Genomic DNA, 21,029 nt, shown 5'->3' with positions numbered 1-21,029 from the left:
GCTCCCCTGCGAGGACGCTTTTAGGCCTGTAACCGCCGATCGAGACTATAGCTCCCGTACAGCAAGACGAGGAGGCCGGCGAGTCGGAGTCGAGCGTTCCACGGCCGGCGACCTCGCGCATCGACGACCTGGCCCACCTCGACGACACGGACCTCGACGGGTTCGACTGCATCGCCTTCCTCGACCACCCGATCCCGGGCGTCAACAACAGCGTTCCGACATCGACTATCCTCCACCGCGAGCGCCTGGGCTACGTCCGACATCCGACCGCCGGGGAGTACCAGGCCGCTCTCACCGTGTTCCGGCAGGCCGACGTGCCGCTGGTCAAGGAGATGTACGGGTCGGCCTTCGCCCCCGCCATGTTCGACGCCATCGGCGAGGCGATCCGGAGTCGCACCGTCCGCGGATCGAGCCTCGTGGCGACCGTCGGCCGGACGAGCGAGAGCGGCGCGATCCCACAGGCCGCCGACTCCCTCCTGAATCCGGAGGGGAGCACGACGGTCCTGGTGTTCGGCCTGGTCGACGAGACCGTCCGGCTTAGCGCCCGGGCCAGCGACTCTCGGGTCGACATCGCCGACGCGCTCCGGGCCCCTTCGCCGCCCGCCGGGTCCGGCATCGCTTTTTCGACGCGATGCATCTGGACGGCGAGGACGGGTGAGTGAGATCGTCCGGGCCGCCTCGGCCTGCGGGAACTGACACTGATTTAGGGGACGATACCCTACCAGCGTGCATGCTCAGAGACGAGTTCGAGGCAGTCGGGGACCGCGACCCCGAGGATCTGCTGGCCGCCTACGAGGCGGTGCTGACGGACATAATCGACGATCAGGGTATCGAGACCGTCGCCGCCGAGACCGGGATCGACGAGGAACGACTCTCGGCGCTGGTCGACGACGAGTCGCCGGACCTGACCCTCGAAGAGGCGGCGGCGATCCTCGCGACCGACCCCGACCGGCCCGACGCGGACTTCCTCGTGGCCGACGCCCGCGACATCCTCATGATGGGGATGAGCACTGCCGTCCTCGACGTGGAGGCGATCCAGTCGGGGATCGACAGCCAACTCGAAGCCAAGGAGATCCAGCAGAAAGTCGAGGGGCGCTACCCGATGACCATCGCCGAGTACGCGCTGCTCCACGGGTACATCGAGAGCAAGAAGTGACCATGCGCGTCGCGATTCTGGGCTGTGGCTACGTCGGGCTGGAACTGGGGCGACAGCTATCGGCCGATCACGAGGTCGTCGGTATCCGCCGCTCCGAGGCGGGCGTCGAGGCCATCGAGGCCGCGGGGTTCGAGGCCGTTCAGGCCGACGTGACCGACCCCGACGACCTGGAGGAGGTCCCCGACGCCGACGCGGTGGTGTTCGCGGCCAGTTCGGGGGGTCGCGGCGCCGAGGCGGCCCGCGAGATCTACGTCCACGGCCTCCGGACCGCAGTCGAACACTTCGCTGCCCGCGACCACTCGCCGGAGCGACTGGTCTACACGTCCAGCACGGGCGTCTACGGCGACCACGACGGCGACTGGGTGGACGAGACGACGCCACTCGACCCGACGACCGAGAAGACCGAAGTGCTGGCCGAGGCCGAGCGGATCGCCACCGAGGTGGCCAGAGAGCACGGCATCGACGGCACTGTCGCCCGCTTTGCCGGCCTGTACGGCCCGGACCGCTACCGGCTGGAGCGATACATCGAGGGACCGGTGACGGAGGGGTACCTGAACATGGTCCACCGCGACGACGCCGCGGGCGCGGTGCGGTACCTGCTGGAGACCGACCGCGGCCGCGACGACGTGGTACTCGTTGTGGACGACGAACCGGCCCCGAAGTGGGACTTTGCGGACTGGCTGGCCGCCGAGTGTGGCGTCCCCGAGCCGCCCAAGCGGACGAAAGCCGAGCGGCTAGCCGACGACTCGCTGTCGGCCGCTGCGGTCCGCCGGATCGAGACGAGCAAGCGGTGCTCGAACGACCGGCTCCGCGAGTGGGGCTACGACTTCGCGTTCCCGACCTACCGCGAGGGGTACCGGGCGGCAATCGAGGCGTATCGGCGCGGCGACTACGGATAATTCCGCCGTACAGAACCGGTACGTGCGCGCTGGTGGCGCCTTCCGAGTATTGCACCGATGGGGAACCTTCATGTTCATCCAGCGCGACACAACGCGAGTATGCCACTTGCAGCCGCGGGTGGCGTCGGGCTCGGTGCAGCCGTCGATACCACCGCGGCGTTCGCCCTGGACGGCCCATCGCTCGTGGCGGCGGCCGTCGCTGCGCTGATCGCGCTCGTCGTCGTCGCCTGGCTCGTCGCCCGCTTCCGCCGACCGACGGGGGCGAAACTCGAGCGACTCTTGGCCGCCCGCGACGAGGTGTCGGTGTTGATGCACCCCAACCCCGACCCGGACGCCATGGCCAGCGCCATGGCCGTTCGGACGCTCGCCGAATCCGCCGACACCGACGCGACGATGCAGTACACCGGTCAGATCCGCCATCAGGAAAACCGCGCCTTCGAGACCGTCCTCGACCTCGAGTTCGAGCGCGTCGAAGACGCCAGTGAACTCACCGCCAAGGAAGTCGTCCTCGTCGATCACAACACGCCGAGGGGCTTCTCCGGCGCGGACAGTGTCGACCCCTTCGCCGTCGTCGACCACCACCCCGGCGAGGGCACCGGCTCGGAGTTCACCGACGTTCGGACCGACACCGGTGCCTGTGCCACCATCTGCGCGGAATACTTCCAGACGCTCGGCTGGGACACCATCGACCCCGACGACGAGGCCGGCCCCGAACAACTCCCGACGGACCTCGCCACCGGCCTCATCTACGGCATCCAGTCGGACACGAAACACCTCACCAAGGGCTGTTCGGCGGACGAATTCAGTGCCGCCGGCTACCTCTACGAGGGTGTCGACGAGGACATGCTCGACCGCATCGCCAACCCCGAGGTCGACGCCGAAGTGCTGGAAGTCAAAGCGAGGGCCATCACCAACCGCGAAGTCCGCAACGCCTTCGCGTTCGCCAACGTCGGCGAGGTGAACAACGCCGACGCCATTCCACAGGCCGCCGACGAACTCCTCCGGCTTGAGGGGGTCACGGCCGTCGTCGTCGCCGGCGAGAAAGACGGCACCGTCCACCTCTCGGGCCGCTCGCGAGACGACCGCGTCCACATGGGCAAGACGCTCCGGGCCGCCGTCGACGACATCCCGATGGCCGAAGCCGGCGGCCACGCCCGCATGGGCGGCGGCCAGATCTCGCTCGATCACATGGAGGGACTCGGCCCCTCGACCGGCATCACGATGCCCGAGTTGACGGATCGGCTGTTCGACGCGATGAGCGGGGACATTTAGCCCACCCACTTTTTACTCCCTCGGGTGGCCTGCGGCCACCACTCGGTCGCAAAAACGTGGGGCAAAACTGCCGACCCCTCACTTCGTTCGGGGTCGGGGAACCGGCGCGCTTCGCGCGCCGGATGCTGGTGCTGGTCGCACCACCCGCGACCGCCCCGCCTTTACAGTCCGCGCCCCTACCCACGCGCATGGCTACCCGCGAGGCAACCTGGGACTACCGCGACCGCCACCACGAGCGGTTCGCCCGCACCTACTTCCGCTCTTTCGGGAACTGCGTCGTCTCCTCGGTCGGCGTCGGCACGTACCTCGGCGACCCGACCGACGCGGCCGACGAGGACTACCGCGAGGCAATCGTCGAAGCGCTCGAATCGGGCATCAACGTGGTCGACACGGCGATCAACTACCGGTGTCAGCGATCCGAACGCGTCGTCGGCGAGGCCATCGCCGACGCGGACGTGGACCGCGAGGCCGTCCTGGTCGCGACCAAGGGCGGGTTCGTCCCCTTCGACGGCGAGCGGCCCGCCGACCCGGGACAGTTCGTCCGCGAGGAGTACCTCGGCACCGGCCTGGTCGATCCCGACGACCTCGTTCGCGGGCAACACTGCATCGCGCCCGACTACGTTTCTGAACAGCTGGACCGGTCGCTGGAGAACCTGGGGCTCGATACGGTCGATCTGTACTACGTCCACAATCCGGAGACGCAACTCGAATCGAAGTCGCGGGACGCGGTCTACGAGCAGTTAGAAGAGACGTTCACCCGACTCGAAGAACGGGCGGCCGAGGGAGACCTGCGCCACTACGGCGTGGCCTCCTGGGAGTCGTTCCGGGTGGCCGACGGTGCGGACAGCTACCTCTCGCTCCCGGAGATCGTCTCGTGTGCCCGGGCGGCGTCGGATCGAGCGGGCACCGATGCCACTCACCTTCGGGCGATCCAGTTGCCGTTCAACGTGTTCATGGCCGACGCGTTCACGGTCGAATCACACGACGGTGCGGAGGGGCCACAGTCGGCGCTGTGGTTCGCGAACGAGGCGGGGCTGGACGTGTTCACGAGCGCGTCGATCATGCAGGGGCGGCTGGCCACGGAGATGCCCGGCTCGGTCGAAGCGAAACTGGACGGCGAGACGCGGGCCCAGCGGGCGATCAACTTCGCGCGGAGCGCTCCCGGTGTGACGAGTTCGCTGGTCGGGATGGGCTCGCCCGACCACGTCGCGGAGAACGTCGCGGCGGGCACGTTCGAACCGCTGGGCGCGAGCGCGTTCGACGCCGTCTTCGAGTGACTAGCCGACTTTCTTCCACTCGCGGTCACAGCTCGGACAGAACCTGATCGTGTTGAGTTCGTCGGGGTCGTTTTCGGTTCCGAGTTGCTCCCCACACGCCGCACAGGTGAGTCGCTCGTAAGTGTCTTTCTCGATGTCGCCCGAGCGTAGTCCCTTGCGGACGGATTCCATAGCCGGCCATACTCGTGGGCTCGTTAAAAAGCCCGCGCCGACGTGTCGGACGCGCGTTCGACGGCGCGTCCTGGGGCCGATCGGGCAAGCGACACACGGCCGAGAACGGCGGGTTTTTTCGGGGCCAGTCCGTACGACGCGTCGATGGAATACGTCCAGGAGCGGGTGGCGACGCTCCACGCGTTCGCCGACCGCGTTCCGGAGGCTCCGACCGAGAGCGCCGCGGTCGTCGTCCCCCTGACCGAGCGGGAACACGCCAGCCTCGCGGCCGAGCGAGTGTTGACGACGCTGGATCGGGTCGACCCCGCCCGCGTAATCGTCGCGCTCCGGGCCAGCGAGGAGCGTGTCGACACCGTCGCCCGCTGGCTCGACTCCTTCGAACTCGGCCCCGACGTGCTGTGGTGCAACGCCCCGGAGGTCCAGGATACCCTCGGCGAGCATGGGCTGAACGGTCCCGCCGGGAAGGGGCGGGACGTGTGGCTGGCGCTGGGACTCGCCACACAGGAAGAGTACGTCGCGGTCCACGACGCCGACGCGACGACCTACTCGCGGGCCCACGTCCCGCGCCTCCTCTTTCCGCTCGCCCGTGGCTACGACTTCTCGAAGGGCTACTACGCCCGCGTCGAGAACGACCGGCTGTACGGCCGGCTCTTTCGACTGTTCTACACGCCGCTGGTCCGGGCCCTCGCCGCGGACGACGACGCGCCCATCGTGGATTACCTGGCGAGTTTCCGCTACGCGCTGGCCGGCGAGTTCGCGGCCACGAGCGACCTGGTTCGCCAACTGCGCGCCCAGCGGGGCTGGGGGCTGGAAGTCGGGACGCTCGGTGACGCCTTCGACGTCGCCGGCTTCTCCGGCACCGCACAGGTCGACCTCGGACGGCACGAACACGACCACCGCGCGGTCGGCGGCCCGCAGGGCCTGGGCGACATGTGTCGCGAGGTCGCCACCGCACTGTTCCACGCCGTCGAGGACGCGGGCGTCGATCCCGACTACGACCGGCTGCGCGAGCGCTACCGGGCGGTCGCGGACGACCTCGTCGCACAGTACGAAACCGACGCGGCGTTCAACGGGTTCGCGTTCGACGCCGCCGGCGAGCGCGAGCAGGTCGCCACGTACGCCGAGGCCGTCGCCCCGCCAGCGGCGGACACGCGACTCCCCGCCTGGGCGGAGACGGACCTCGATCCCGCGACGGTCGAACGGGCCGCCCGGCAGGGGCTTGCCCGCGCGACCGATCGGTGACCGGCGGTCACACCTCGCCGTCCCGCTCCGACCAGTTCACGACGACACCCATCACCGCGGGGCCACCCTCGTACTCGATCCGGCCGCCGTGGAGTTCCAGGTCGAGCGTCGAGCCGTCGCGGTGCTTCCCGACGATCCGGTAGTTCAGTTCCTCGCGGCCGCCGGCCAGTCGCACCTGGAGGTTCCGGCGGACGCGGTCGCGGTCGGACTCGGCGACGACCGTCAGCGGTGACATGCCGATCATCTCCGACCGGTCGTAGCCGTGGATGGCGGCGAGTTTCTCGTTGACGAACCGGAACTCGCCGTTCTGGATGAGGTAGATCCCGACGACGTTCTGTTCGACGAGGCGCTGGTACTGCTCTTTGGTCGCGCGCAGTTCCCGTTCGGTCCGGTGGCGCGCCACGGCCGTCTCGATCTTGTTGGCCAGCACGTCGTAGTGGTCGATGCCGGACTCCTTCTGGAGGTAGTCGGTCACGCCCGCGGAGATGGCCTCGCTGGCGATCTCCTCGCTGCCCTTCCCGGTGTAGAGGATAAACGGGAGGTCGTCGTATTCCTCGCGGACGCGGTCGAGGAAGGCCAGCCCGTCCATCCCGGGCATGTCGTAGTCGCTGAGGACGCAGTCGACTGCCGACTCCGCGAGCCGGTCCAGTCCGGCCGCCGCGGTGGTCTCCCGGACCACGTCGAGCCGGTCCGACGCCCGCTCCAGACACTCCTGGGTCAGATCGAGGAGGCTAACCTCGTCGTCGACGTGGAGCACCTGTACCCGGTCGTCGGTCGGTGCGTACACAGTTCGTTACAAGTTAGGAATACTGTATAATAAACCTGGGCCCTGATACGAGGAGTTGTCGGCGGCCCCGTCAGAGTAAAGGGGGTGCCACTCGCGGGTCGGGGCATGGACGTGACGGGCGACGAGTTGGCGGGGGTCGTCGACCTGTTCGACGCGCTGACGCCCGGGGAACTCGGGCAGGCGCTGGTGGAACTGGCCTACCGGCAGGGTGAGGATCTGGCGCCGGCGGCGTTCGAGGACGACATCGCCGCGGCCCGCGAGACCTATCACCTGGTCGGGTTCGAGCCGGCGGCGGCCGACGAGGCGTGGCTGGTGCCCGGGCCGGTGGCGTTCCCGGAACTCCCCGAGGACGCGACGGACCTGCCCCACATCCTCGACGTGCCCGACCGGACGGTCGACCGCGAGCAGCTGGGGGCGGCCGCGGAGGAACGCTTCCGTGCGGACACGGCCCGGGCCGTCGCCGACGGGGACGACGAGCGGATGCGGGAACTGCTCGACGTGAGCTACGAACTCGAAGTGTGGGGGCCGGTCGACCTGGCGGCGGCGCGAGACCGGCTCGACGACGCGCTAGCATGACTCACGGACACCGGTGTCCCCGGGTAAATTAAGAGCGCGGGGGCCCACATGACGGGTATGGACCTGGAGCGGGTCGGGAACTTCCGGGCGACCGGAATAAACGACGAGGAGCGCGAGGCCGCCGTGCTCGCGCCGATCATCGCCCGTGACGGCGGTGAACACCTGTTGTTCACCAAGCGGGCGGACCACCTCGGGGAGCATCCGGGTCAGATGAGCTTCCCCGGCGGTGGTCGCGAACCCAGCGACCGGGACCTGGAGGCGACCGCGCTCCGGGAGGCCAACGAGGAGATCGGACTCGACCCCGCTCAGGCCGACATCGTCGGCCGCCTCGACGACATCAGCACCGTAACCCGGTACTCCGTCCGGCCGTTCGTCGCGAGAATCCCCGATCAGGAGTACGTCCCCGACGAGCGCGAGGTCGCCGAAATCGCCGTCCTCGCGGTCGCGGACCTCACCGACCTGGACAACTACGAGTCCGAGCGCCGGGACCACCCCCACTACGGCGACATCCGCCTGCACTTCTTCCACGTCGACGGCTACACGGTCTGGGGTGCGACCGCCCGCATCCTCGTGCAGTTGCTCGAACTCACGACCGACTGGGAGATGCCGCCGGAGGCGGATCGGGAAGTGGATCCGGACGCCGATCTCCCGATGTAGCCGCCCGGAGCGACCGCGCTCCAGCAAGGAAACGACAGCGTTTTGCGGGCCACTCCCACACTGGCGCACAACGGGTCGTGGGAACGCGGCCGGCCGGAGACTATGTTAACTGAGGGCGTGCTGGCGAGGCCCGGCATCGACGCGGTCGGATTGAAACCCACGGAGATCGACGTGTCACGAGCGGCGTCGCTCCCGGTCGACGCGGTCGTCGACTACGAGGGCCGGGACCAGCTTCCCGACGCCGAGGTACTGGCCGATCTGGCCGCCGACCGCGAGGTCCGGGCCACGACGCCGATCAAGGCCGACGGCTTCGACCCGCTCGGCGACGACGGGTCGTGGGACTGGGTGGCCGACGGTATCGGCCGGATTCTGGTCGCGGGCAACCCCATGTACCTGACCGCGACCGAACAGGGGCGGGCAGTCGCGCCGCGACTCGGTGTGGCACGCGACCGCGCGCCCGACGCCTGGGTCGGCACCGAGAGCGTCGAACGGGTCGCGCTGGCAGCCGGCGGACCGCAGCTCGAGTTGCTCTCCCGGTCGACCGAGCGGGACCTGCACGCGCTCCGGGCGGCCGGGTTCGACGGGCAACTGGCCGTCTACGCGCCGACGGTCGTCACCGACGACGAGGACGCCATCCTCGACGCGGTCGGGGCCTACGCGGCGCGTCGTGGACCGGTCAGGGCGGCACTCCCCGACGACGCCGCGACGGACGCGACGGCGACCGGCCGGGCCAGAGACGTCCTCACACAGGCCGTCAGGGATTACGCCCTGGTCGGTGACGGCGAGACGGTCGAGAATCGGGTCGAACGGCTCCCCGAGGCTGGGGCCGACACTGTGGTCGCGTACCCGGCCCGCGGCCTCGACGCGCTCGGACGATGAGCGTCGGGCGGGCCCGCGTCGCCGGCGTCGTCGGCGTCGCCGGTCTTCTCCTGACGCTGCTGGCCGGCGTCCTCGAAACGTCGCCGGGGTTGGCCGCGACAGCCGCGTGGGCGGCCGAACTGTTCATCTTCGTCTCCTTCCGGATCGCTGCCGTCGCGGTGTTCTGTCTCGGGTTCGCGGTCATCGTCTACTCGGCGTACCACCAGCGCCGGGGGAGCGTCGACGAGGCGACCGCCCGCCGGATCTCCTTCGGCGTCGCGGGCGTCCTCGTCCTGTCGCTGTTTTTCCCCCTCGTCGTGCTGGACGACCTCGCCGTGCTGGCCGGCGGTGTCCTGCGGCGAGCAGGTGTCGATCCCGACGGGATCACCGTCTTCTACGCGAGCCTCGCCGTGTTCGGGAGCCTGACGCTGGTCGGGCTGGTCGACGCCGTCCGCCGACGCCGAGGCTAAGTGCGGTCGCGCCCCAGCGTCACCAATGACCGACTCAGTCGCCGTTGTCGGCGGCGGCGCGGTGGGCGTGACCGCGGCCCGCGCCCTCGCCGACCGCGGCGTTGACGTGACGCTGTTCGAGCGCGGGGCCATCGCGGCCGAGAGCACGGGCCGTGCGGCGGGCATCTGCTACGACGCCTTCGCCGGCCGGACCGACGCCGCGGTCGCCGCGCGGGCGATGGCCCGCTTTCGCGAACTCGCGGCCGAGACACGGTTTTCCGTCGCCGAACGGCCCTACGTCTGGCTCGCCCGCGAGGGCGACGAGACGCGAGCCGAGGCCATCAGGGAGCAGGTGCCCCGGATGCGCGAGCGGGGTCGTGCCGTCGAACTGCTCGATCCGGGGGCGCTGGCCGCCGAGTTTCCCGCACTGCGGACCGACGATGTGGCCGTCGCCGCGGTCGCACGGGACGCGGGCTGTGCCGACCCGGCCGAGTACGCTGCCGTGATGGCCGAGCGGGCCCGCGAGGCCGGCGCGGCGATCCGGACCGAGACCGAGGTCGGCTTGACCGACGGTCCCGCGGTCGTGACGCCCGACGGCACCGTCGAATTCGACGCGGTGCTGGTCGCGGCCGGTGCACACACGCGCTCGCTGCTGGCCGACGCCGGCGTCGCCGTGCCGATCAAGGCCTACCGGGTGCAGGCGCTGGTCACCGAGCCGATTCCGGCGAGCGAGCGCGTCCCGACGCTGTACGACGCGACCGCGGGGTTCTACTGGAGAGCGCGCGAGGGTAGCCTGCTCGTCGGCGACGGCGTGGAGAAACGCGACTTCGACCCCGAAGACTGGGACCGGACGGCCGACGAGCCCTTCCTCGCCAGCGCTATCGAGCGCGTCGACGCGGCGCTGGCCCCCGGGGAGACGCGACCATCCGCGGTCGAGCGCTCCTGGGCCGGGCTCTGTACCGCCACGCCGGATCGGGACCCGCTGGTCGGCGAGATCGACTCGGGCTTCTTCGTCGCGGCGGGGTGGCACGGCCACGGCTTCATGCGTGCGCCGGCGCTGGGGAGGACAGTTGCCGGGGTGATGCTGGGCGACGATGGGATCGGCGAGTTCGATCCGACGCGGTTCGACGGGGACGAGCAGTTCCCGGTCGTCGAGGGGATGACCGTCGAGTGACTACGCGTCGCTCGCGTCCGGTTCGTCCGTGGCCGCGTCGGTGTCGTCGGCCGACTCCTCAGCGGTTTCGACGTCTTCGACCGCGGTCGACTCCTCCTCGGCGTGCATCTCGCTGGCGTCCTCGTGCTTGGGGATGCGGACTTCGAGCGTCCCGTTGCGCCGGAGGGTGGCGTCGGCCCCAGTCGGGTCGACGGCGGCCTCGGTGGGGAGGGTGACGCGGCCGTCGAGCGCGAGGCCGCGGCCGGGGACGAGCATCTCGAACCCCTCGTAGAAGTCCCGGAAGCGGTCGATCCGGACCTCGACGGCGTTGTCGTCGAAGCGGACCTGTACGTCGCTGCTGGTCGCGCCGGGCGCGTCGAACACCGCCAGGAATGCGTCCTCGGATTCGAGCAGGTCGACCGGGAGCGGCCGGCGCTCCTGGACGCGACTCGCCGCGCGGCCGACGGTCTCCATGACCGTGTTACCGATCGAGCGGCCGAGTTCCCGGATCATAGTTCGATTTCCTCCAGCCCCTCCGTCTCGCCACAGTACGGGCACGAGAAGTCCGTGATCCCCACGTCGTCGGGCATGTCGTAGGTGTAGTGCATCTCGAACATGTCGAGCTCACAGTCCCCGCTCGTACACGTGACTTCGAGCGTTTTGGGCATATCCATCGCTAGGGTGGCCTCGCCTATCAATGCCCCGGCTTTTTGCCTCCGTCGCACCCATCCCGGGGTATGCTCCACGGCGTCGATTTCAGCGGCGCGGCCCAGGCCGGCCACAACATCTGGATCGCCGAGGCCACGGCGAGAGACGACGAACTCCGGATCGAGTCCTGTGACTCGGCGGCCGACCGCTTCGGCGTCGCCGAGCGTGCCCCCTGTCTGGGCCAGTTGAGCGCGTTCCTCCGGGACGCCGAGACGGTCGGTCTGGACTTCCCCTTCGGCGTGCCCGCGACCGTCCACCAGTGCGATAGCTGGGCCGCGAGCGTCGAGTGGGTCGCCACGGCCGCGACCGACGCCGACGGATTCCAGGCGACGTGCCGCGCTCGTGCCCGAGAGGCGACGGACGGCGAGCGGGCCGACCTCCGCCGGGAGACCGACGGCCCCGTCGGCGCGCTCTGTCCCTACGGGAGTCACGTCTGGAAACAGACCTTCTTCGGCATCCGGGACGTGCTCGCGCCGCTTTCCCGCACCGACGCGGTGGCCGTTCGCCCGATGCAGGACGGTGGCGACACGTCCCTCTGTGAGGTGTACCCGGCGGCGACGCTGGCCCGGTGTGACCTCCCCGCCGCCGAGTACAAGGACGGCGGCCAGCCTGCGCGGGAGCGCCGCCGGACCATCGTCGAGGGACTGGAAGTCGAGACGCCCCTCGCGTTCTCCCGGGGCGTCCGCGCCGCGTTGATCGACGATGCGGGCGGGGACGCGCTGGACGCGGTAGTCGCCGCGCTCGCGACGTATCGGGCCCGCGAGGCCGACTTCGAGCCGGATCGGCCGTGGGACTCGACTGAGGGGCACATCTACGTCTAACCCTCGCGGGCGACGACGAGGAAGACCACGGCGAACAGTCCCGTGACCGCCGCGGCCCACCAGCCGACCGGGCCGCCCAGCCGGGTCAGTGCAACCGCACCGATCACGAGCAGGACCGCAAACGAGCCGGCGACGGCCCGAACTGCAGGATTGGGGTCCCGCGCCGGATCGTCTTCGGTCGTGTCGAGGATTTCATCGAGCGCGGCCGTCGCGTCGTCGGCGACGGTCGCGGGCACGAGGAGCCACGAGGGGACCGCACCGAAACTCCCCGGCCCGGATGCAGACAGCGAGACGACCACGAGCGGGCCGATCCGGCGGGTGCTGTAGTCGGTGACCCGCGAGAGGTCCCATTCGCGGTAGTCGTTGCTCGCCGTCCCCGATTCGGGGTCGATCTCGCCGTGTGTCGAGCAGGCCACCCCCACCGCACCTGCGAGGAAGCCGACGGCGAACAGCCCGCCCGCCAGCCGCTGGTCGATCACCAGTGCAGCCGCGAGCGTCGGGCCGCCGACGATACCGGCCAGGACCCGCTCCCGACCGGGGATCGTCGGCTCGCGACCGATAAATGGGAGGTTCCGCTGGGACCGGTCGGTGAGCATCGGCAGGAGGTACAACAGCGAGAACGGGCCCCCGATCAGCGCGAGGACGACGACGAGCAGGCGCACCTCGGTACTCCCGACGAAAAACACGAGGACCAGGCCGAGCGCGCCGAGTGCTAGCATGCCGGCGTAGACGCCGAAGACGGCCGCCATTCCGGCCCGGACGAGCCAGCGGAGCCACGGCTCGGTGCTGTAGTCGTACCGCCAGGAGACCGTGGCGGGCATGACCGGAGGTTCGTGGGGCGGTTTCAAGAGCGTGGGGGTCGGCGGCGGTGGCGAGCGCGAGCGGCGAGTCAGACACCGTTATACGCGTCGACGGGCAAGGGTCGCGCATGACAGACCCGGCCGAGATCGACGTGACCATCGTCGACGGCTACGTCGACGAGCCGGCACACTTCGGCGTGCCCCCCTACATCTCGACGTACCCCCGCTATACCGCCGGGGCGCTGGTCGACGCCGGCGTCCCCCGCGAGCGCATCACCTACCACACTATCGACGCGCTCCGAGAAGAGGGCTCGCGGTGGCGCGACGTGGAGGACGCGGACCTGCTGATCTACGTCGGCGGGATGACCGTCCCAGGGAACTACGTCGGGGGGACGCCCGCCGAACCCGACGAAGTGCGCCGGATCGCCTGGACCGCCGAGGGCATCTCGATGATGGGCGGCCCCGTCCGCTTCGGCGTCGGCGAGGCGAACGAGGGGGCCTCCGAGACCGCCCGCGACGACCTGGACTTCGACTTCCTCGCGATGGCCGACGTGGAGGCGGCGGCCTACGATCTGGTCCACAACGGACTCGAAGGGTTCGAGGACCGCTACCGGGGCGTCCCCGAGGAGACCCGCTGGGCGAAGCAGGGCGCGTTCGTCGTCGAGCAACACCCCAACCACCCCGAGTACATCCTCGCGGAACTGGAGACCTCGCGGGGCTGTCCGTATCGGTGTTCGTTCTGCACGGAACCGATGTACGGCGATCCGGACTTCCGGCCGCCCGAGAGCGTCGTCGACGAGGTGGCCGCCCTCGCGGACTACGGCGTGTCCGACTTCCGTCTGGGCCGGCAGGCCGACATCCTCGCCTACGGCGGCGACGGCGAGGCTCCGAACCCCGACGCACTGCGGACCCTCTACAGCGGCATCCGCGAGGTCGCCCCCGATCTTGACACCCTACATCTGGACAATATGAACCCGATCACGGTGGTGAAGTGGCCCGAGAAGTCCAGGGAGGGCATCCGGATCATCGCCGAACACAACACACCCGGCGACACGGCCGCGTTCGGGCTGGAATCCGCGGACCCACTCGTGCAGGACGAGAACAACCTGAACGTCACTGCCGAGGAGTGTTTCCGGGCGGTGAAGATCGTCAACGAGGAAGCCGGGTTCCGGCCGGGTGGCGACCCCGAAACGGCACCCAACTTCGGGAGTGACGCCAGTCCGCGGCTCCCGAAACTCCTGCCCGGGATCAACCTCGTCCACGGACTGAAGGGCGAACGCGCCGAGACCTTCGAGCACAACAAGCAGTTCCTCCAGCGGGTGTACGACGAGGGGCTGATGCTCCGGCGGGTGAACATCCGGCAGGTGATGGCCTTCGAGGGGACCGACATGGCCGACACCGGCGCGGAGATCGCCCACGACCACAAACAGCAGTTCAAACAGTACAAAAGCGAGGTCCGCGAGACCATCGACAACCCGATGCTCCAGCGGGTCGCGCCGCCGGGCACGGTCCTCCCCGACGTGCACCTGGAGTATCACGAGGACGGCTACACGTTCGGTCGACAACTGGGGACGTATCCCCTGCTCGTCGGGATTCCGGGCGAGCGGAAACTCGGCCGGACCATCGACGTGGCGGTCACCGACCACGGCTACCGCTCGGTCTCGGGGGTACCCTACCCGCTGGATCTCAACGCCGCCTCCATGGACGAGTTGACCGAGATTCCGGGGATCGGCGATCAGACCGCCGGGAACATCGTCGTCGACCGGCCACACGAGTCGGTCGGCGGGGTCGCGCCGGACGCGGAGCTGGACCGGTTCGTGGCCCTCGGGAGTCGCGAGAGCGCCGACTGATCGACCGGAAGCCCTCAGGCGAACTCGTCCTCGTCGTCACGCAGTCGGTCGCTGACGAGACCGACGAGTGCGCCGGCACCGCCGAACACCAGCGGATAGCCCACGCACATCCGGAGGGCAGTCCGCGGGAAGTCCCGGAGGACGACCGTCAGTTCCGCCGACTGGACGACGGGAAAGACGGACAGGATCGCCACGAACAGGTCCGCGACGACGAGGTTGAATAGCCACGTCGCGCCGAGGGTCGCGACCGCGGTCGCGAGCCCGTAGCCGAGGACGAGCGCGACCGGTTTCCCCAGCAGGTCGGGCACGCTCCGCGTCCCGGCGCCGACGACGGCCCCGTACCAGAAGAGGACGAGCGGCGGGAGGACGAGGCCGAGTTCGGCGAACGGTATCGCGAGCGTCTCGGCCGTGATCGGGAGGGTACCGGTCCCCGTGACGGTCGACGAGACCGGAAGCAGGCCGACGAAGGGGTCGACCGATCCCGTGGCAGAGAGAACGAACTCGATATCGACACTGTGGAGACTCACGAACACGAAGACGGCGAAGAAAAAGGTTAGAAAGACGCCGACGAGCAGGCCGATAATCAGCGCGACGAGCAACCCCCAGAGCCCGTAGAACGCACCGACGGGTGACGACCCGGCGGCCGCGCCGGCCGCCCTCGTCCCGCCGGTGAGGATCTCGAACAACTGGAGGACAAAGAGCGCGAACAACACCAGGTAGACGGCCATGATGCCGAGAAACGCGCTGATACCGCTGATGCCGGCGTCGGTCAGGAATCGCCCCAGCGCCGTGTTCGGCTCGGCGCCGGTCCGTCGCCGTCCGCTGGACATGTCACTCGTGGGGCAGGTGGGCGATCGCGCACTTAACGGTACGGACCGGTTCGGCGTCAAAAAGGAGCCGCTCAGGCGGTCTGCATCTCCTTGAGCAGCTCAAGATCGCGGTCGGTACGCATGAACTCGGCGGTCCGGCGCTCGGTGCCACAGTCCGGGCAGGTGAATCCGTCGTCCGCCGCCGGGAGGTCGGTCGGCCCGTCCTCCCAGTCTTTCTCACACGCGGGACACAGGAGTTGAACGAACGCCTCGTTCATACCCGACCGTGCGACTCGTGGGCGTGAAAAAGTGACGGCGGTTCCCGACCCGAAAGAACGGACGGGGTAGGTTTTTACGACGGCGGCCCTGCCCGCGGCGGCGACGGTGGCGGGGCAGGTGGTCCGGGACGTCGTCCGCCGCGACGGCCCGCGGGCTAACAGAAGGTACTTTTGCGCGCTGGTGGAAAGACGGGCAATGAGTCCGACTCGGGAGGTGAGCGTCGTCCTCCCCGCCTACGACGAGGCGGCGACCCTGGCGGACACGGTCGAGATCACCCTCGAGACGCTCGAGTCCTTTCTGCCCGCCGAGTCCTTCGAGGTCATCGTCGCCGAGGACGGCTGTTCGGATCGGACGCCCGAGATCGCCGACCGACTGGCAAGCGACGACGACCGCGTCCGTCACTACCACAGCGACGACCGCCTTGGCCGGGGGAAAGCCCTCGGACAGGCGTTCCGCGCCGCCGAGGGCCAGACCCTCGTCTACTTCGACACCGACCTCGCGACCGACATGCGCCACCTCGAAGAACTGGTCGAGCGCGTTCGCTCCGGCGAGTACGACGTGGCGACCGGCTCGCGGTGGGTCCCGGGAGCCGACGCCGACCGCCCGGCCAGGCGGGGCATCCCCTCGAAGGGGTACAACCGCCTCGTGCGCCTCTTTCTCCGCTCGGATCTGCTCGATCACCAGTGTGGGTTCAAGGCGTTCGACCGCGGGGCCCTGCTGGACCTGCTGGACGACGTGGAGGACGACCACTGGTTCTGGGACACCGAAATCCTCGTTCGGGCTCAGCGGGCCGGCTACCGTGTCGCGGAGTTTCCCGTCGAGTGGACGCCACAGGGCGACTCGAAGGTCGACCTCGTCCGGGACGTGTTCGGGATGGGCAGTCAGATCGTCCGGACCTGGTGGCAACTGAGCGTGAGCCCACGCCTGACTCGGCGGGTGAGCATGACCGCCGGGTCGGTGCTGGTGTTCGTCGCGCTGGCGCTCATGCTCGTCTATCTGGAACCCGCGGCCGTGCTGGACGCGATCACCGGAGCCGACCCGGCGCTGGTCGCGGTCTCGGCGGTGGTCTACCTGCTCTCGTGGCCCCTCCGTGGCCTGCGCTACCGGGACATCCTGTCGCGGCTCGACTACGAGGGCGACATCTGGTTCCTGACCGGGGCGATCTTCATCAGTCAGACCGGCAACCTCGTGTTCCCGGCGCGGGCCGGCGACGCGGTGCGGGCCTACGTGGTGAAAGCCAGACGCTCCATTCCGTACCCCACCGGGTTCGCGTCGCTGGCCGTCGAGCGGGTGTTCGACCTGCTGGCGATCACGGTGCTGGGCGGGAGCGTCCTCCTGGGGCTCGTCGCCACGGGCGGGACCGAGGAAGTCGCCGCGGCCATCGCGGCGGACGTTGGCACGGTCACTATCGGCGGGGAGACGCTGAACCCCGCGGCGGCGGCCGGCACGGCGATGCAGGTCGCGGCCGGCGTCGGGCTGGTCGCCATCATCGCGGTTGCGGTCATCGTCGTCAACGCGCGCCGGGACACGAATCTGGTGCGCCGGGGCGTCCGGGCCATCAGCAACGACTCCTACGCCGAGTACGTCGCGGGCGTGATCGAGCGGTTCGTCGGCGACGTGGAGCGGGTCGTCAGCGACCGCGGGGCCTTCCTCCGGGTCGGCTTCGGGAGTCTGGCCATCTGGACGCTGGACGTGGTGACCGCGCTGCTCGTGTTCGCGGCCTTCGGGATCGAGGTGACGCCGTACCTGACCGCAGTGGCCTTCTTCGCGGTCAGCGTGGGGAACCTCGCGAAGATCCTCCCGCTCTCGCCGGGTGGGATCGGGCTGTACGAGGGTGCGTTCACCATCATCGTCGTCGGCCTGACCGCCAATCCCGCACTGACGGCGCTGGTCGCGCTCGGCATCGCGATCGTCGACCACGCGGTCAAGAACCTGGTCACCATCGCCGGCGGACTGACCGCGATGGCCTGGCTCAACGTCTCCCTGACCACTGCGGTGGCCGAGACCGAGGAGGCGAGCGCGAGTGCCGCAGATGCCGGTGACGAAGCGGCCTAGTACCGCTCGGTCACGAACGGGCCAGCGGCGCTCGCGACGGCGTGGACAAGCGCCGACTCGCGGTCGATCCGTTCGCCGGTGAGGACACCCGCCGCACCTTCTCGCTCGGCCACGCCCTCTGTGTCGAGCAGGTCGTCCATCACCGGCCCGAGTTCGGCCCCGTCCGCGACGCGGGCGGCCACGTCCTCGGGGAGTCGGAGGCTCGGCCCGCCGCCGACGCCCCAGCGCTCCCCGTCGGTGACCGCGGCCCACATGATCAGAAAGAGGCCCTCGGTTCCCTCGACGCGGGCGACGCCGCCCTCGATGCCGACGCCGAGTTCCGCGTCGGTCGCGGCCAGCGCGGCTTCGGCGCGGTTCCGTGCGCCGCCGATCGTCTGGTCGCGTCCGCGGGGCTGTTCGGGGACGCCCGACTCGACGCCGACGGGTTCGGCGACCGTCTCCGGGAGCGCTCGTCTGGTCGCGGCCATCTTCACCGGATTCTCGCTGCCGACTGCGACATGCATGTCGAGCCCTGGGGCGGGGGTGATCTTGTGCGTTGTGCCCGAACCCCGCTCTCAGGCCGCCGGGTCCCAAAAATCGAAGCGTTTGGTGTGAATTTATGTGCGGCCACGGTGTTCTCTCGTGTATGTGGGGTCAGAAACGGGGTGAGAACCGGTGAGCACGACAGTTCCGTTCTCGATGATCGAGGAGTCGGTGCATCACATCGAACACGAGTTCCAGCCCTGGAACATCCAGGCCGAACTCGAAACGACGGTGACGGTCGATGTCGACCGGCTGGGTGAGGCCGCGGCGACGGCCTGTGCGGTCCATCCGATAGCCGGGGCCCGCAAGCAGCCGAGCGACCTCTCGTCGACCCGCTTCGAGTGGGAGCTTCCCGACGACGAGTACGAGGTCGAGGTCGGTGCGATCGACGGAAGTGGGCGGGACCTCGAGGAGATCCAGAATCAGCTCTACTACCGACGGTTCGATCTGATCGAGGAACCGCCGTTTCGGGTGCTGGTCGTCAGAGGTGCGGGGATCGACGGCGGCGACCGGATACTGGTGAGCATGAATCACGTCGCCGCCGACGGCGTGGGTACCCTGCGGATCGCCCAGGCGCTCTGTGAGGCGTACCGCGGCGACGAACCGATGCAGGATTCCGTGAGCTTCCGGGAGTCGCGGTCGATGCTCGACGACCTGCGCCCCTCGTCGCTGGACGACGGGCTGAACGTGGTCGATTCGGCGACGCGGCACCTCCAGAACGTGGTCGACTCGCCGACCCGGATCGCACGGGTCGGCGGCACGGACGAGGCGGGCTGGCGGTTCGCCCGGCGCAAACTCGACGCCGACCTCACGGCGCGGCTCATCGGCAACCGGCCCGACGGCGTGTCCGTCAACGACGTGTTGCAGGCGGCGCTGCACATGGCCATCGCGGAGTGGAACGAGGACCACGGGAAGTCCGCCCGGAAGATCAGCGTCATGATGCCGATCAACCTCCGGCCAGACGACTGGTTCTACCAGGTCGCCGGGATGTACTCGATGTTCGAGAGCGTCGAGACCCGGACCCGGGACCGAACGGATCACATGACGGCGGCCCGAGAGATCGGCGAGCAGACCGAGGAACTCACCGAGCGCGACCGGGCAGCCGCCCTCTACAAGATCCTCGAGATGTTGCCGCCGGGGACGCCGGTGGAGCTGAAACGCCAGCTGCCGCGCCTGCTCCGTGGCCCCGGGCGACGCCTGCTCGACACTGCGATGCTGTCGAACCTCGGCCGGATTCCGGCGATGCCCTCGCTCGAACCCGACGCCGAGGAGCGGCCGTGGTTCTCGCCGCCGGCCTGGCGAGGCACGCCGGTCTCTATCGGCGTCGCGACCTTCCAGGGCGAAGTCAACCTCTCCTTCCGCTACCTGCGCAGTCAGTTCGACCAGCAGGCCGGCGAGGAGTTCGCGGACTACGTCGTCGACCACGTCGAACGCGCCATCGAGTGACGTGGCCGACCGCTTTTTGAGCGGGTCGCTGAGGGTGTGGGGTGTCACACTGTAACAACATATTAATACTCCAACTATCCGGTCGAAATCAGATACGTAGAACCTGCTACCCGGAGAACAGCGAACGGCACCGAAACATTTAAATAAGTTTCGCCGTAATGTATTTGCTACCTACGACTGTCCGGGAATTTTCAGGTCACACCTGCCCGGATAGCATCCGCCTTCGTACCAATGAGCGAGAACACGAGAGCGCGAACGCGCACGACCGACGAGACGACAGCGGAGGAGACCGACGAGGCCGAAGCGGTAGATTGCCCGGAGTGTGGGGGTCACCTCGTCATGGACAACGAACACGGCGAGACGGTGTGTGAGGACTGCGGACTGGTCGTCGAGGAAGACGAGATCGACCGCGGCCCCGAGTGGCGCGCGTTCGACGCCAGCGAGAAAGACGAGAAATCGCGCGTCGGAGCCCCGACAACCAACATGATGCACGACAAGGGGCTCTCGACCAACATCGACTGGCGCGACAAGGACGCCTACGGTAACTCCCTGGGCAGTCGCCAGCGCCAGAAGATGCAGCGGCTCCGGAAGTGGAACGAGCGGTTCCGGACCCGCGACTCCAAGGAACGCAACCTCAAGCAGGCCCTCGGTGAGATCGACCGCATGGCCTCTGCGCTGGGCCTGCCCGAGAACGTCCGCGAGACCGCCTCCGTCATCTACCGCCGCGCGCTGGACGAGGACCTCCTCCCCGGTCGCTCCATCGAAGGCGTCTCCACTGCCTCGGTCTACGCCGCCGCGCGCCAGGCCGGCGTCCCCCGGAGCCTCGACGAGATCACGGACGTTTCGCGGGTCGAGAAGAGCGAGATCGCCCGCACGTACCGCTACGTCGTGCGCGAACTCGGCCTCGAAGTGAAGCCGGCCGACCCCGAGAGCTACGTGCCCCGCTTTGCCTCGTCGCTGGAACTCTCCGACGAGGCCGAACACCGCGCCCGCCAGCTCCTCCAGAACGCCAAGGAGAAGGGCGTCCACTCCGGGAAGTCCCCGGTCGGACTCGCCGCCGCCGCCGTCTACGCGGCCGCCCTGCTGACCAACGAGAAGACCACGCAGGCCGCCGTCTCCGAGGTCGCAGACATCAGCGAAGTCACCATCCGCAACCGCTACCACGAACTGCTGGAAGCCGAGCAGGACCTCCCGATGGCCTGACTGACTGGCGCTTTTCTCCCGCAGTCGCCGACTCCGGAG

At 69.1% G+C, this 21,029-nt stretch carries 25 protein-coding genes; 16 read left to right on the top strand and 9 right to left on the bottom strand.

Translation table 11 applies throughout. The annotated features are described in order from the left end of the window. Nucleotides 1-20: 20 nt before the first annotated feature. On the bottom strand, nt 21-263 hold the full coding sequence (locus tag MU521_RS03240; protein WP_139171070.1) for a hypothetical protein: 243 nt from the start codon (nt 261-263) through the stop codon (nt 21-23). A 33-nt stretch (nt 264-296) separates the two neighbouring features. On the opposite strand from MU521_RS03240, the gene MU521_RS03235 reads away from it, so the two are divergent. The 5 genes from MU521_RS03235 (at nt 297) to MU521_RS03215 (ending at nt 4,604) form a co-directional block, all read left to right on the top strand. After that, nucleotides 297-662: a DHH family phosphoesterase gene (locus MU521_RS03235; protein WP_092689674.1), complete on the top strand. Its 366-nt coding sequence runs from the start codon at nt 297-299 to the stop codon at nt 660-662. Nucleotides 663-730: 68 nt separating this feature from the next. After that, nucleotides 731-1,156 carry a DUF5791 family protein gene (locus MU521_RS03230; protein WP_092689671.1) on the top strand — a complete coding sequence of 142 codons (426 nt, stop codon included), beginning with the start codon at nt 731-733 and terminating at the stop codon, nt 1,154-1,156. 2 nt (nt 1,157-1,158) lie between these two features. Then, the gene (locus tag MU521_RS03225) at nt 1,159-2,055 is read left to right on the top strand and encodes an SDR family oxidoreductase (protein WP_092689669.1); all 897 of its coding nucleotides are present in this window, start codon (nt 1,159-1,161) and stop codon (nt 2,053-2,055) included. 99 nt (nt 2,056-2,154) lie between these two features. Beyond that, nucleotides 2,155-3,327 carry a DHH family phosphoesterase gene (locus MU521_RS03220; protein ID WP_092689666.1) on the top strand — a complete coding sequence of 391 codons (1,173 nt, stop codon included), beginning with the start codon at nt 2,155-2,157 and terminating at the stop codon, nt 3,325-3,327. A 188-nt stretch (nt 3,328-3,515) separates the two neighbouring features. Then, nucleotides 3,516-4,604 carry an aldo/keto reductase gene (locus MU521_RS03215; RefSeq protein WP_092689661.1) on the top strand — a complete coding sequence of 363 codons (1,089 nt, stop codon included), beginning with the start codon at nt 3,516-3,518 and terminating at the stop codon, nt 4,602-4,604. Here MU521_RS03215 and MU521_RS03210 read toward each other — a convergent pair whose 3' ends face one another. Beyond that, nucleotides 4,605-4,775, bottom strand: coding sequence for an HVO_0758 family zinc finger protein (locus tag MU521_RS03210; RefSeq protein ID WP_175452798.1), 171 nt, complete (start codon nt 4,773-4,775; stop codon nt 4,605-4,607). It lies immediately after the preceding gene. 144 nt (nt 4,776-4,919) lie between these two features. Between MU521_RS03210 and MU521_RS03205 the strand changes: the two genes are divergently transcribed. Then, nucleotides 4,920-6,017 (top strand): glycosyltransferase family protein, encoded by a 1,098-nt coding sequence (locus tag MU521_RS03205; protein ID WP_092689659.1) that lies wholly within the window; start codon nt 4,920-4,922, stop codon nt 6,015-6,017. Nucleotides 6,018-6,024: 7 nt separating this feature from the next. Here MU521_RS03205 and MU521_RS21600 read toward each other — a convergent pair whose 3' ends face one another. Then, on the bottom strand, nt 6,025-6,804 hold the full coding sequence (locus MU521_RS21600) for a response regulator (RefSeq protein WP_092689656.1): 780 nt from the start codon (nt 6,802-6,804) through the stop codon (nt 6,025-6,027). 105 nt (nt 6,805-6,909) lie between these two features. Here MU521_RS21600 and MU521_RS03195 point away from each other — a divergent pair, with 105 nt between their 5' ends. The 5 genes from MU521_RS03195 (at nt 6,910) to MU521_RS03175 (ending at nt 10,518) form a co-directional block, all read left to right on the top strand. Further along, nucleotides 6,910-7,380, top strand: a complete 471-nt coding sequence (locus MU521_RS03195) for a DUF7109 family protein (RefSeq protein WP_092689654.1) — start codon at nt 6,910-6,912, stop codon at nt 7,378-7,380. 57 nt (nt 7,381-7,437) lie between these two features. Then, nucleotides 7,438-8,037, top strand: coding sequence for an NUDIX hydrolase (locus MU521_RS03190; RefSeq protein WP_092689651.1), 600 nt, complete (start codon nt 7,438-7,440; stop codon nt 8,035-8,037). Between the two features lie 102 nt (nt 8,038-8,139). Then, complete coding sequence (locus MU521_RS03185; protein WP_092689649.1) at nt 8,140-8,916, top strand: DUF7388 family protein; 777 nt, start codon at nt 8,140-8,142, stop codon at nt 8,914-8,916. Continuing rightward, nucleotides 8,913-9,365: a hypothetical protein gene (locus MU521_RS03180; RefSeq protein WP_092689647.1), complete on the top strand. Its 453-nt coding sequence runs from the start codon at nt 8,913-8,915 to the stop codon at nt 9,363-9,365. Before MU521_RS03185 ends, MU521_RS03180 begins: the two co-directional genes overlap by 4 nt. Nucleotides 9,366-9,390: 25 nt before the next feature. Beyond that, entirely contained in the window at nt 9,391-10,518 is a 1,128-nt protein-coding gene (locus MU521_RS03175) for an NAD(P)/FAD-dependent oxidoreductase (RefSeq protein WP_092689644.1), read from the top strand. Here the strand turns inward: MU521_RS03175 and MU521_RS03170 are convergent, their stop codons facing one another. Together MU521_RS03170 and MU521_RS03165 are read right to left on the bottom strand one after the other, a co-directional pair. Further along, a complete protein-coding gene (locus MU521_RS03170) occupies nt 10,519-11,010 on the bottom strand; it encodes an Hsp20/alpha crystallin family protein (protein WP_092689640.1) in 492 nt (163 codons plus the stop codon). After that, nucleotides 11,007-11,165, bottom strand: a complete 159-nt coding sequence (locus MU521_RS03165) for a DUF7559 family protein (protein WP_175452797.1) — start codon at nt 11,163-11,165, stop codon at nt 11,007-11,009. Before MU521_RS03165 ends, MU521_RS03170 begins: the two co-directional genes overlap by 4 nt. A gap of 69 nt (nt 11,166-11,234) precedes the next feature. Between MU521_RS03165 and MU521_RS03160 the strand changes: the two genes are divergently transcribed. Continuing rightward, on the top strand, nt 11,235-12,026 hold the full coding sequence (locus MU521_RS03160) for a DUF429 domain-containing protein (RefSeq protein WP_092689636.1): 792 nt from the start codon (nt 11,235-11,237) through the stop codon (nt 12,024-12,026). Here the strand turns inward: MU521_RS03160 and MU521_RS03155 are convergent. Continuing rightward, nucleotides 12,023-12,847, bottom strand: coding sequence for a hypothetical protein (locus MU521_RS03155; protein ID WP_092689632.1), 825 nt, complete (start codon nt 12,845-12,847; stop codon nt 12,023-12,025). The two genes, MU521_RS03160 and MU521_RS03155, sit on opposite strands and share 4 nt — an antisense overlap. Nucleotides 12,848-12,954: 107 nt before the next feature. Here MU521_RS03155 and MU521_RS03150 point away from each other — a divergent pair, with 107 nt between their 5' ends. Next, a complete protein-coding gene (locus MU521_RS03150) occupies nt 12,955-14,676 on the top strand; it encodes a radical SAM protein (protein WP_092689629.1) in 1,722 nt (573 codons plus the stop codon). 14 nt (nt 14,677-14,690) lie between these two features. Here the strand turns inward: MU521_RS03150 and MU521_RS03145 are convergent, their stop codons facing one another. Both MU521_RS03145 and MU521_RS03140 read right to left on the bottom strand, forming a co-directional pair. Next, entirely contained in the window at nt 14,691-15,506 is an 816-nt protein-coding gene (locus tag MU521_RS03145; RefSeq protein ID WP_092689628.1) for a hypothetical protein, read from the bottom strand. A gap of 71 nt (nt 15,507-15,577) precedes the next feature. Then, on the bottom strand, nt 15,578-15,763 hold the full coding sequence (locus MU521_RS03140) for a DUF7836 family putative zinc-binding protein (protein WP_092689626.1): 186 nt from the start codon (nt 15,761-15,763) through the stop codon (nt 15,578-15,580). Nucleotides 15,764-15,959: 196 nt separating this feature from the next. Here MU521_RS03140 and MU521_RS03135 point away from each other — a divergent pair, with 196 nt between their 5' ends. Continuing rightward, nucleotides 15,960-17,819: a flippase-like domain-containing protein gene (locus MU521_RS03135; protein ID WP_092689623.1), complete on the top strand. Its 1,860-nt coding sequence runs from the start codon at nt 15,960-15,962 to the stop codon at nt 17,817-17,819. Here the strand turns inward: MU521_RS03135 and MU521_RS03130 are convergent. Beyond that, nucleotides 17,816-18,322, bottom strand: a complete 507-nt coding sequence (locus MU521_RS03130; RefSeq protein WP_092689619.1) for a DUF84 family protein — start codon at nt 18,320-18,322, stop codon at nt 17,816-17,818. The two genes, MU521_RS03135 and MU521_RS03130, sit on opposite strands and share 4 nt — an antisense overlap. A 151-nt stretch (nt 18,323-18,473) precedes the next feature. On the opposite strand from MU521_RS03130, the gene MU521_RS03125 reads away from it, so the two are divergent. Continuing rightward, on the top strand, nt 18,474-19,787 hold the full coding sequence (locus MU521_RS03125) for a wax ester/triacylglycerol synthase domain-containing protein (RefSeq protein ID WP_139171069.1): 1,314 nt from the start codon (nt 18,474-18,476) through the stop codon (nt 19,785-19,787). A gap of 231 nt (nt 19,788-20,018) precedes the next feature. Next, nucleotides 20,019-20,990, top strand: a complete 972-nt coding sequence (locus MU521_RS03120) for a transcription initiation factor IIB (protein ID WP_092689613.1) — start codon at nt 20,019-20,021, stop codon at nt 20,988-20,990. Nucleotides 20,991-21,029 lie beyond the last annotated feature (39 nt).

The organism is Halorientalis regularis, assembly GCF_023698535.1.
GTDB classification, from domain to species: Archaea; Halobacteriota; Halobacteria; order Halobacteriales; family Haloarculaceae; genus Halorientalis; species Halorientalis regularis.
Note: the sequence above shows the minus strand (reverse complement) of the source record. Positions and strands in the feature narration are given on the sequence as shown.

Excerpts from the sequence above, each read along its gene's own strand:
- MU521_RS03240 (WP_139171070.1), bottom strand. The coding sequence starts at position 263 with ATGTCGGACGTAGCCCAGGCGCTCGCGGTGGAGGATAGTCGATGTCGG.
- MU521_RS03230 (WP_092689671.1), top strand. The coding sequence starts at position 731 with ATGCTCAGAGACGAGTTCGAGGCAGTCGGGGACCGCGACCCCGAGGAT.
- MU521_RS03225 (WP_092689669.1), top strand. The coding sequence starts at position 1,159 with ATGCGCGTCGCGATTCTGGGCTGTGGCTACGTCGGGCTGGAACTGGGG.
- MU521_RS03220 (WP_092689666.1), top strand. The coding sequence starts at position 2,155 with ATGCCACTTGCAGCCGCGGGTGGCGTCGGGCTCGGTGCAGCCGTCGAT.
- MU521_RS03215 (WP_092689661.1), top strand. The coding sequence starts at position 3,516 with ATGGCTACCCGCGAGGCAACCTGGGACTACCGCGACCGCCACCACGAG.
- MU521_RS03210 (WP_175452798.1), bottom strand. The coding sequence starts at position 4,775 with ATGGAATCCGTCCGCAAGGGACTACGCTCGGGCGACATCGAGAAAGAC.
- MU521_RS03205 (WP_092689659.1), top strand. The coding sequence starts at position 4,920 with ATGGAATACGTCCAGGAGCGGGTGGCGACGCTCCACGCGTTCGCCGAC.
- MU521_RS03195 (WP_092689654.1), top strand. The coding sequence starts at position 6,910 with ATGGACGTGACGGGCGACGAGTTGGCGGGGGTCGTCGACCTGTTCGAC.
- MU521_RS03190 (WP_092689651.1), top strand. The coding sequence starts at position 7,438 with ATGGACCTGGAGCGGGTCGGGAACTTCCGGGCGACCGGAATAAACGAC.
- MU521_RS03185 (WP_092689649.1), top strand. The coding sequence starts at position 8,140 with ATGTTAACTGAGGGCGTGCTGGCGAGGCCCGGCATCGACGCGGTCGGA.
- MU521_RS03180 (WP_092689647.1), top strand. The coding sequence starts at position 8,913 with ATGAGCGTCGGGCGGGCCCGCGTCGCCGGCGTCGTCGGCGTCGCCGGT.
- MU521_RS03175 (WP_092689644.1), top strand. The coding sequence starts at position 9,391 with ATGACCGACTCAGTCGCCGTTGTCGGCGGCGGCGCGGTGGGCGTGACC.
- MU521_RS03170 (WP_092689640.1), bottom strand. The coding sequence starts at position 11,010 with ATGATCCGGGAACTCGGCCGCTCGATCGGTAACACGGTCATGGAGACC.
- MU521_RS03165 (WP_175452797.1), bottom strand. The coding sequence starts at position 11,165 with ATGCCCAAAACGCTCGAAGTCACGTGTACGAGCGGGGACTGTGAGCTC.
- MU521_RS03160 (WP_092689636.1), top strand. The coding sequence starts at position 11,235 with ATGCTCCACGGCGTCGATTTCAGCGGCGCGGCCCAGGCCGGCCACAAC.
- MU521_RS03155 (WP_092689632.1), bottom strand. The coding sequence starts at position 12,847 with ATGCCCGCCACGGTCTCCTGGCGGTACGACTACAGCACCGAGCCGTGG.
- MU521_RS03150 (WP_092689629.1), top strand. The coding sequence starts at position 12,955 with ATGACAGACCCGGCCGAGATCGACGTGACCATCGTCGACGGCTACGTC.
- MU521_RS03145 (WP_092689628.1), bottom strand. The coding sequence starts at position 15,506 with ATGTCCAGCGGACGGCGACGGACCGGCGCCGAGCCGAACACGGCGCTG.
- MU521_RS03140 (WP_092689626.1), bottom strand. The coding sequence starts at position 15,763 with ATGAACGAGGCGTTCGTTCAACTCCTGTGTCCCGCGTGTGAGAAAGAC.
- MU521_RS03135 (WP_092689623.1), top strand. The coding sequence starts at position 15,960 with ATGAGTCCGACTCGGGAGGTGAGCGTCGTCCTCCCCGCCTACGACGAG.
- MU521_RS03130 (WP_092689619.1), bottom strand. The coding sequence starts at position 18,322 with ATGCATGTCGCAGTCGGCAGCGAGAATCCGGTGAAGATGGCCGCGACC.
- MU521_RS03120 (WP_092689613.1), top strand. The coding sequence starts at position 20,019 with ATGAGCGAGAACACGAGAGCGCGAACGCGCACGACCGACGAGACGACA.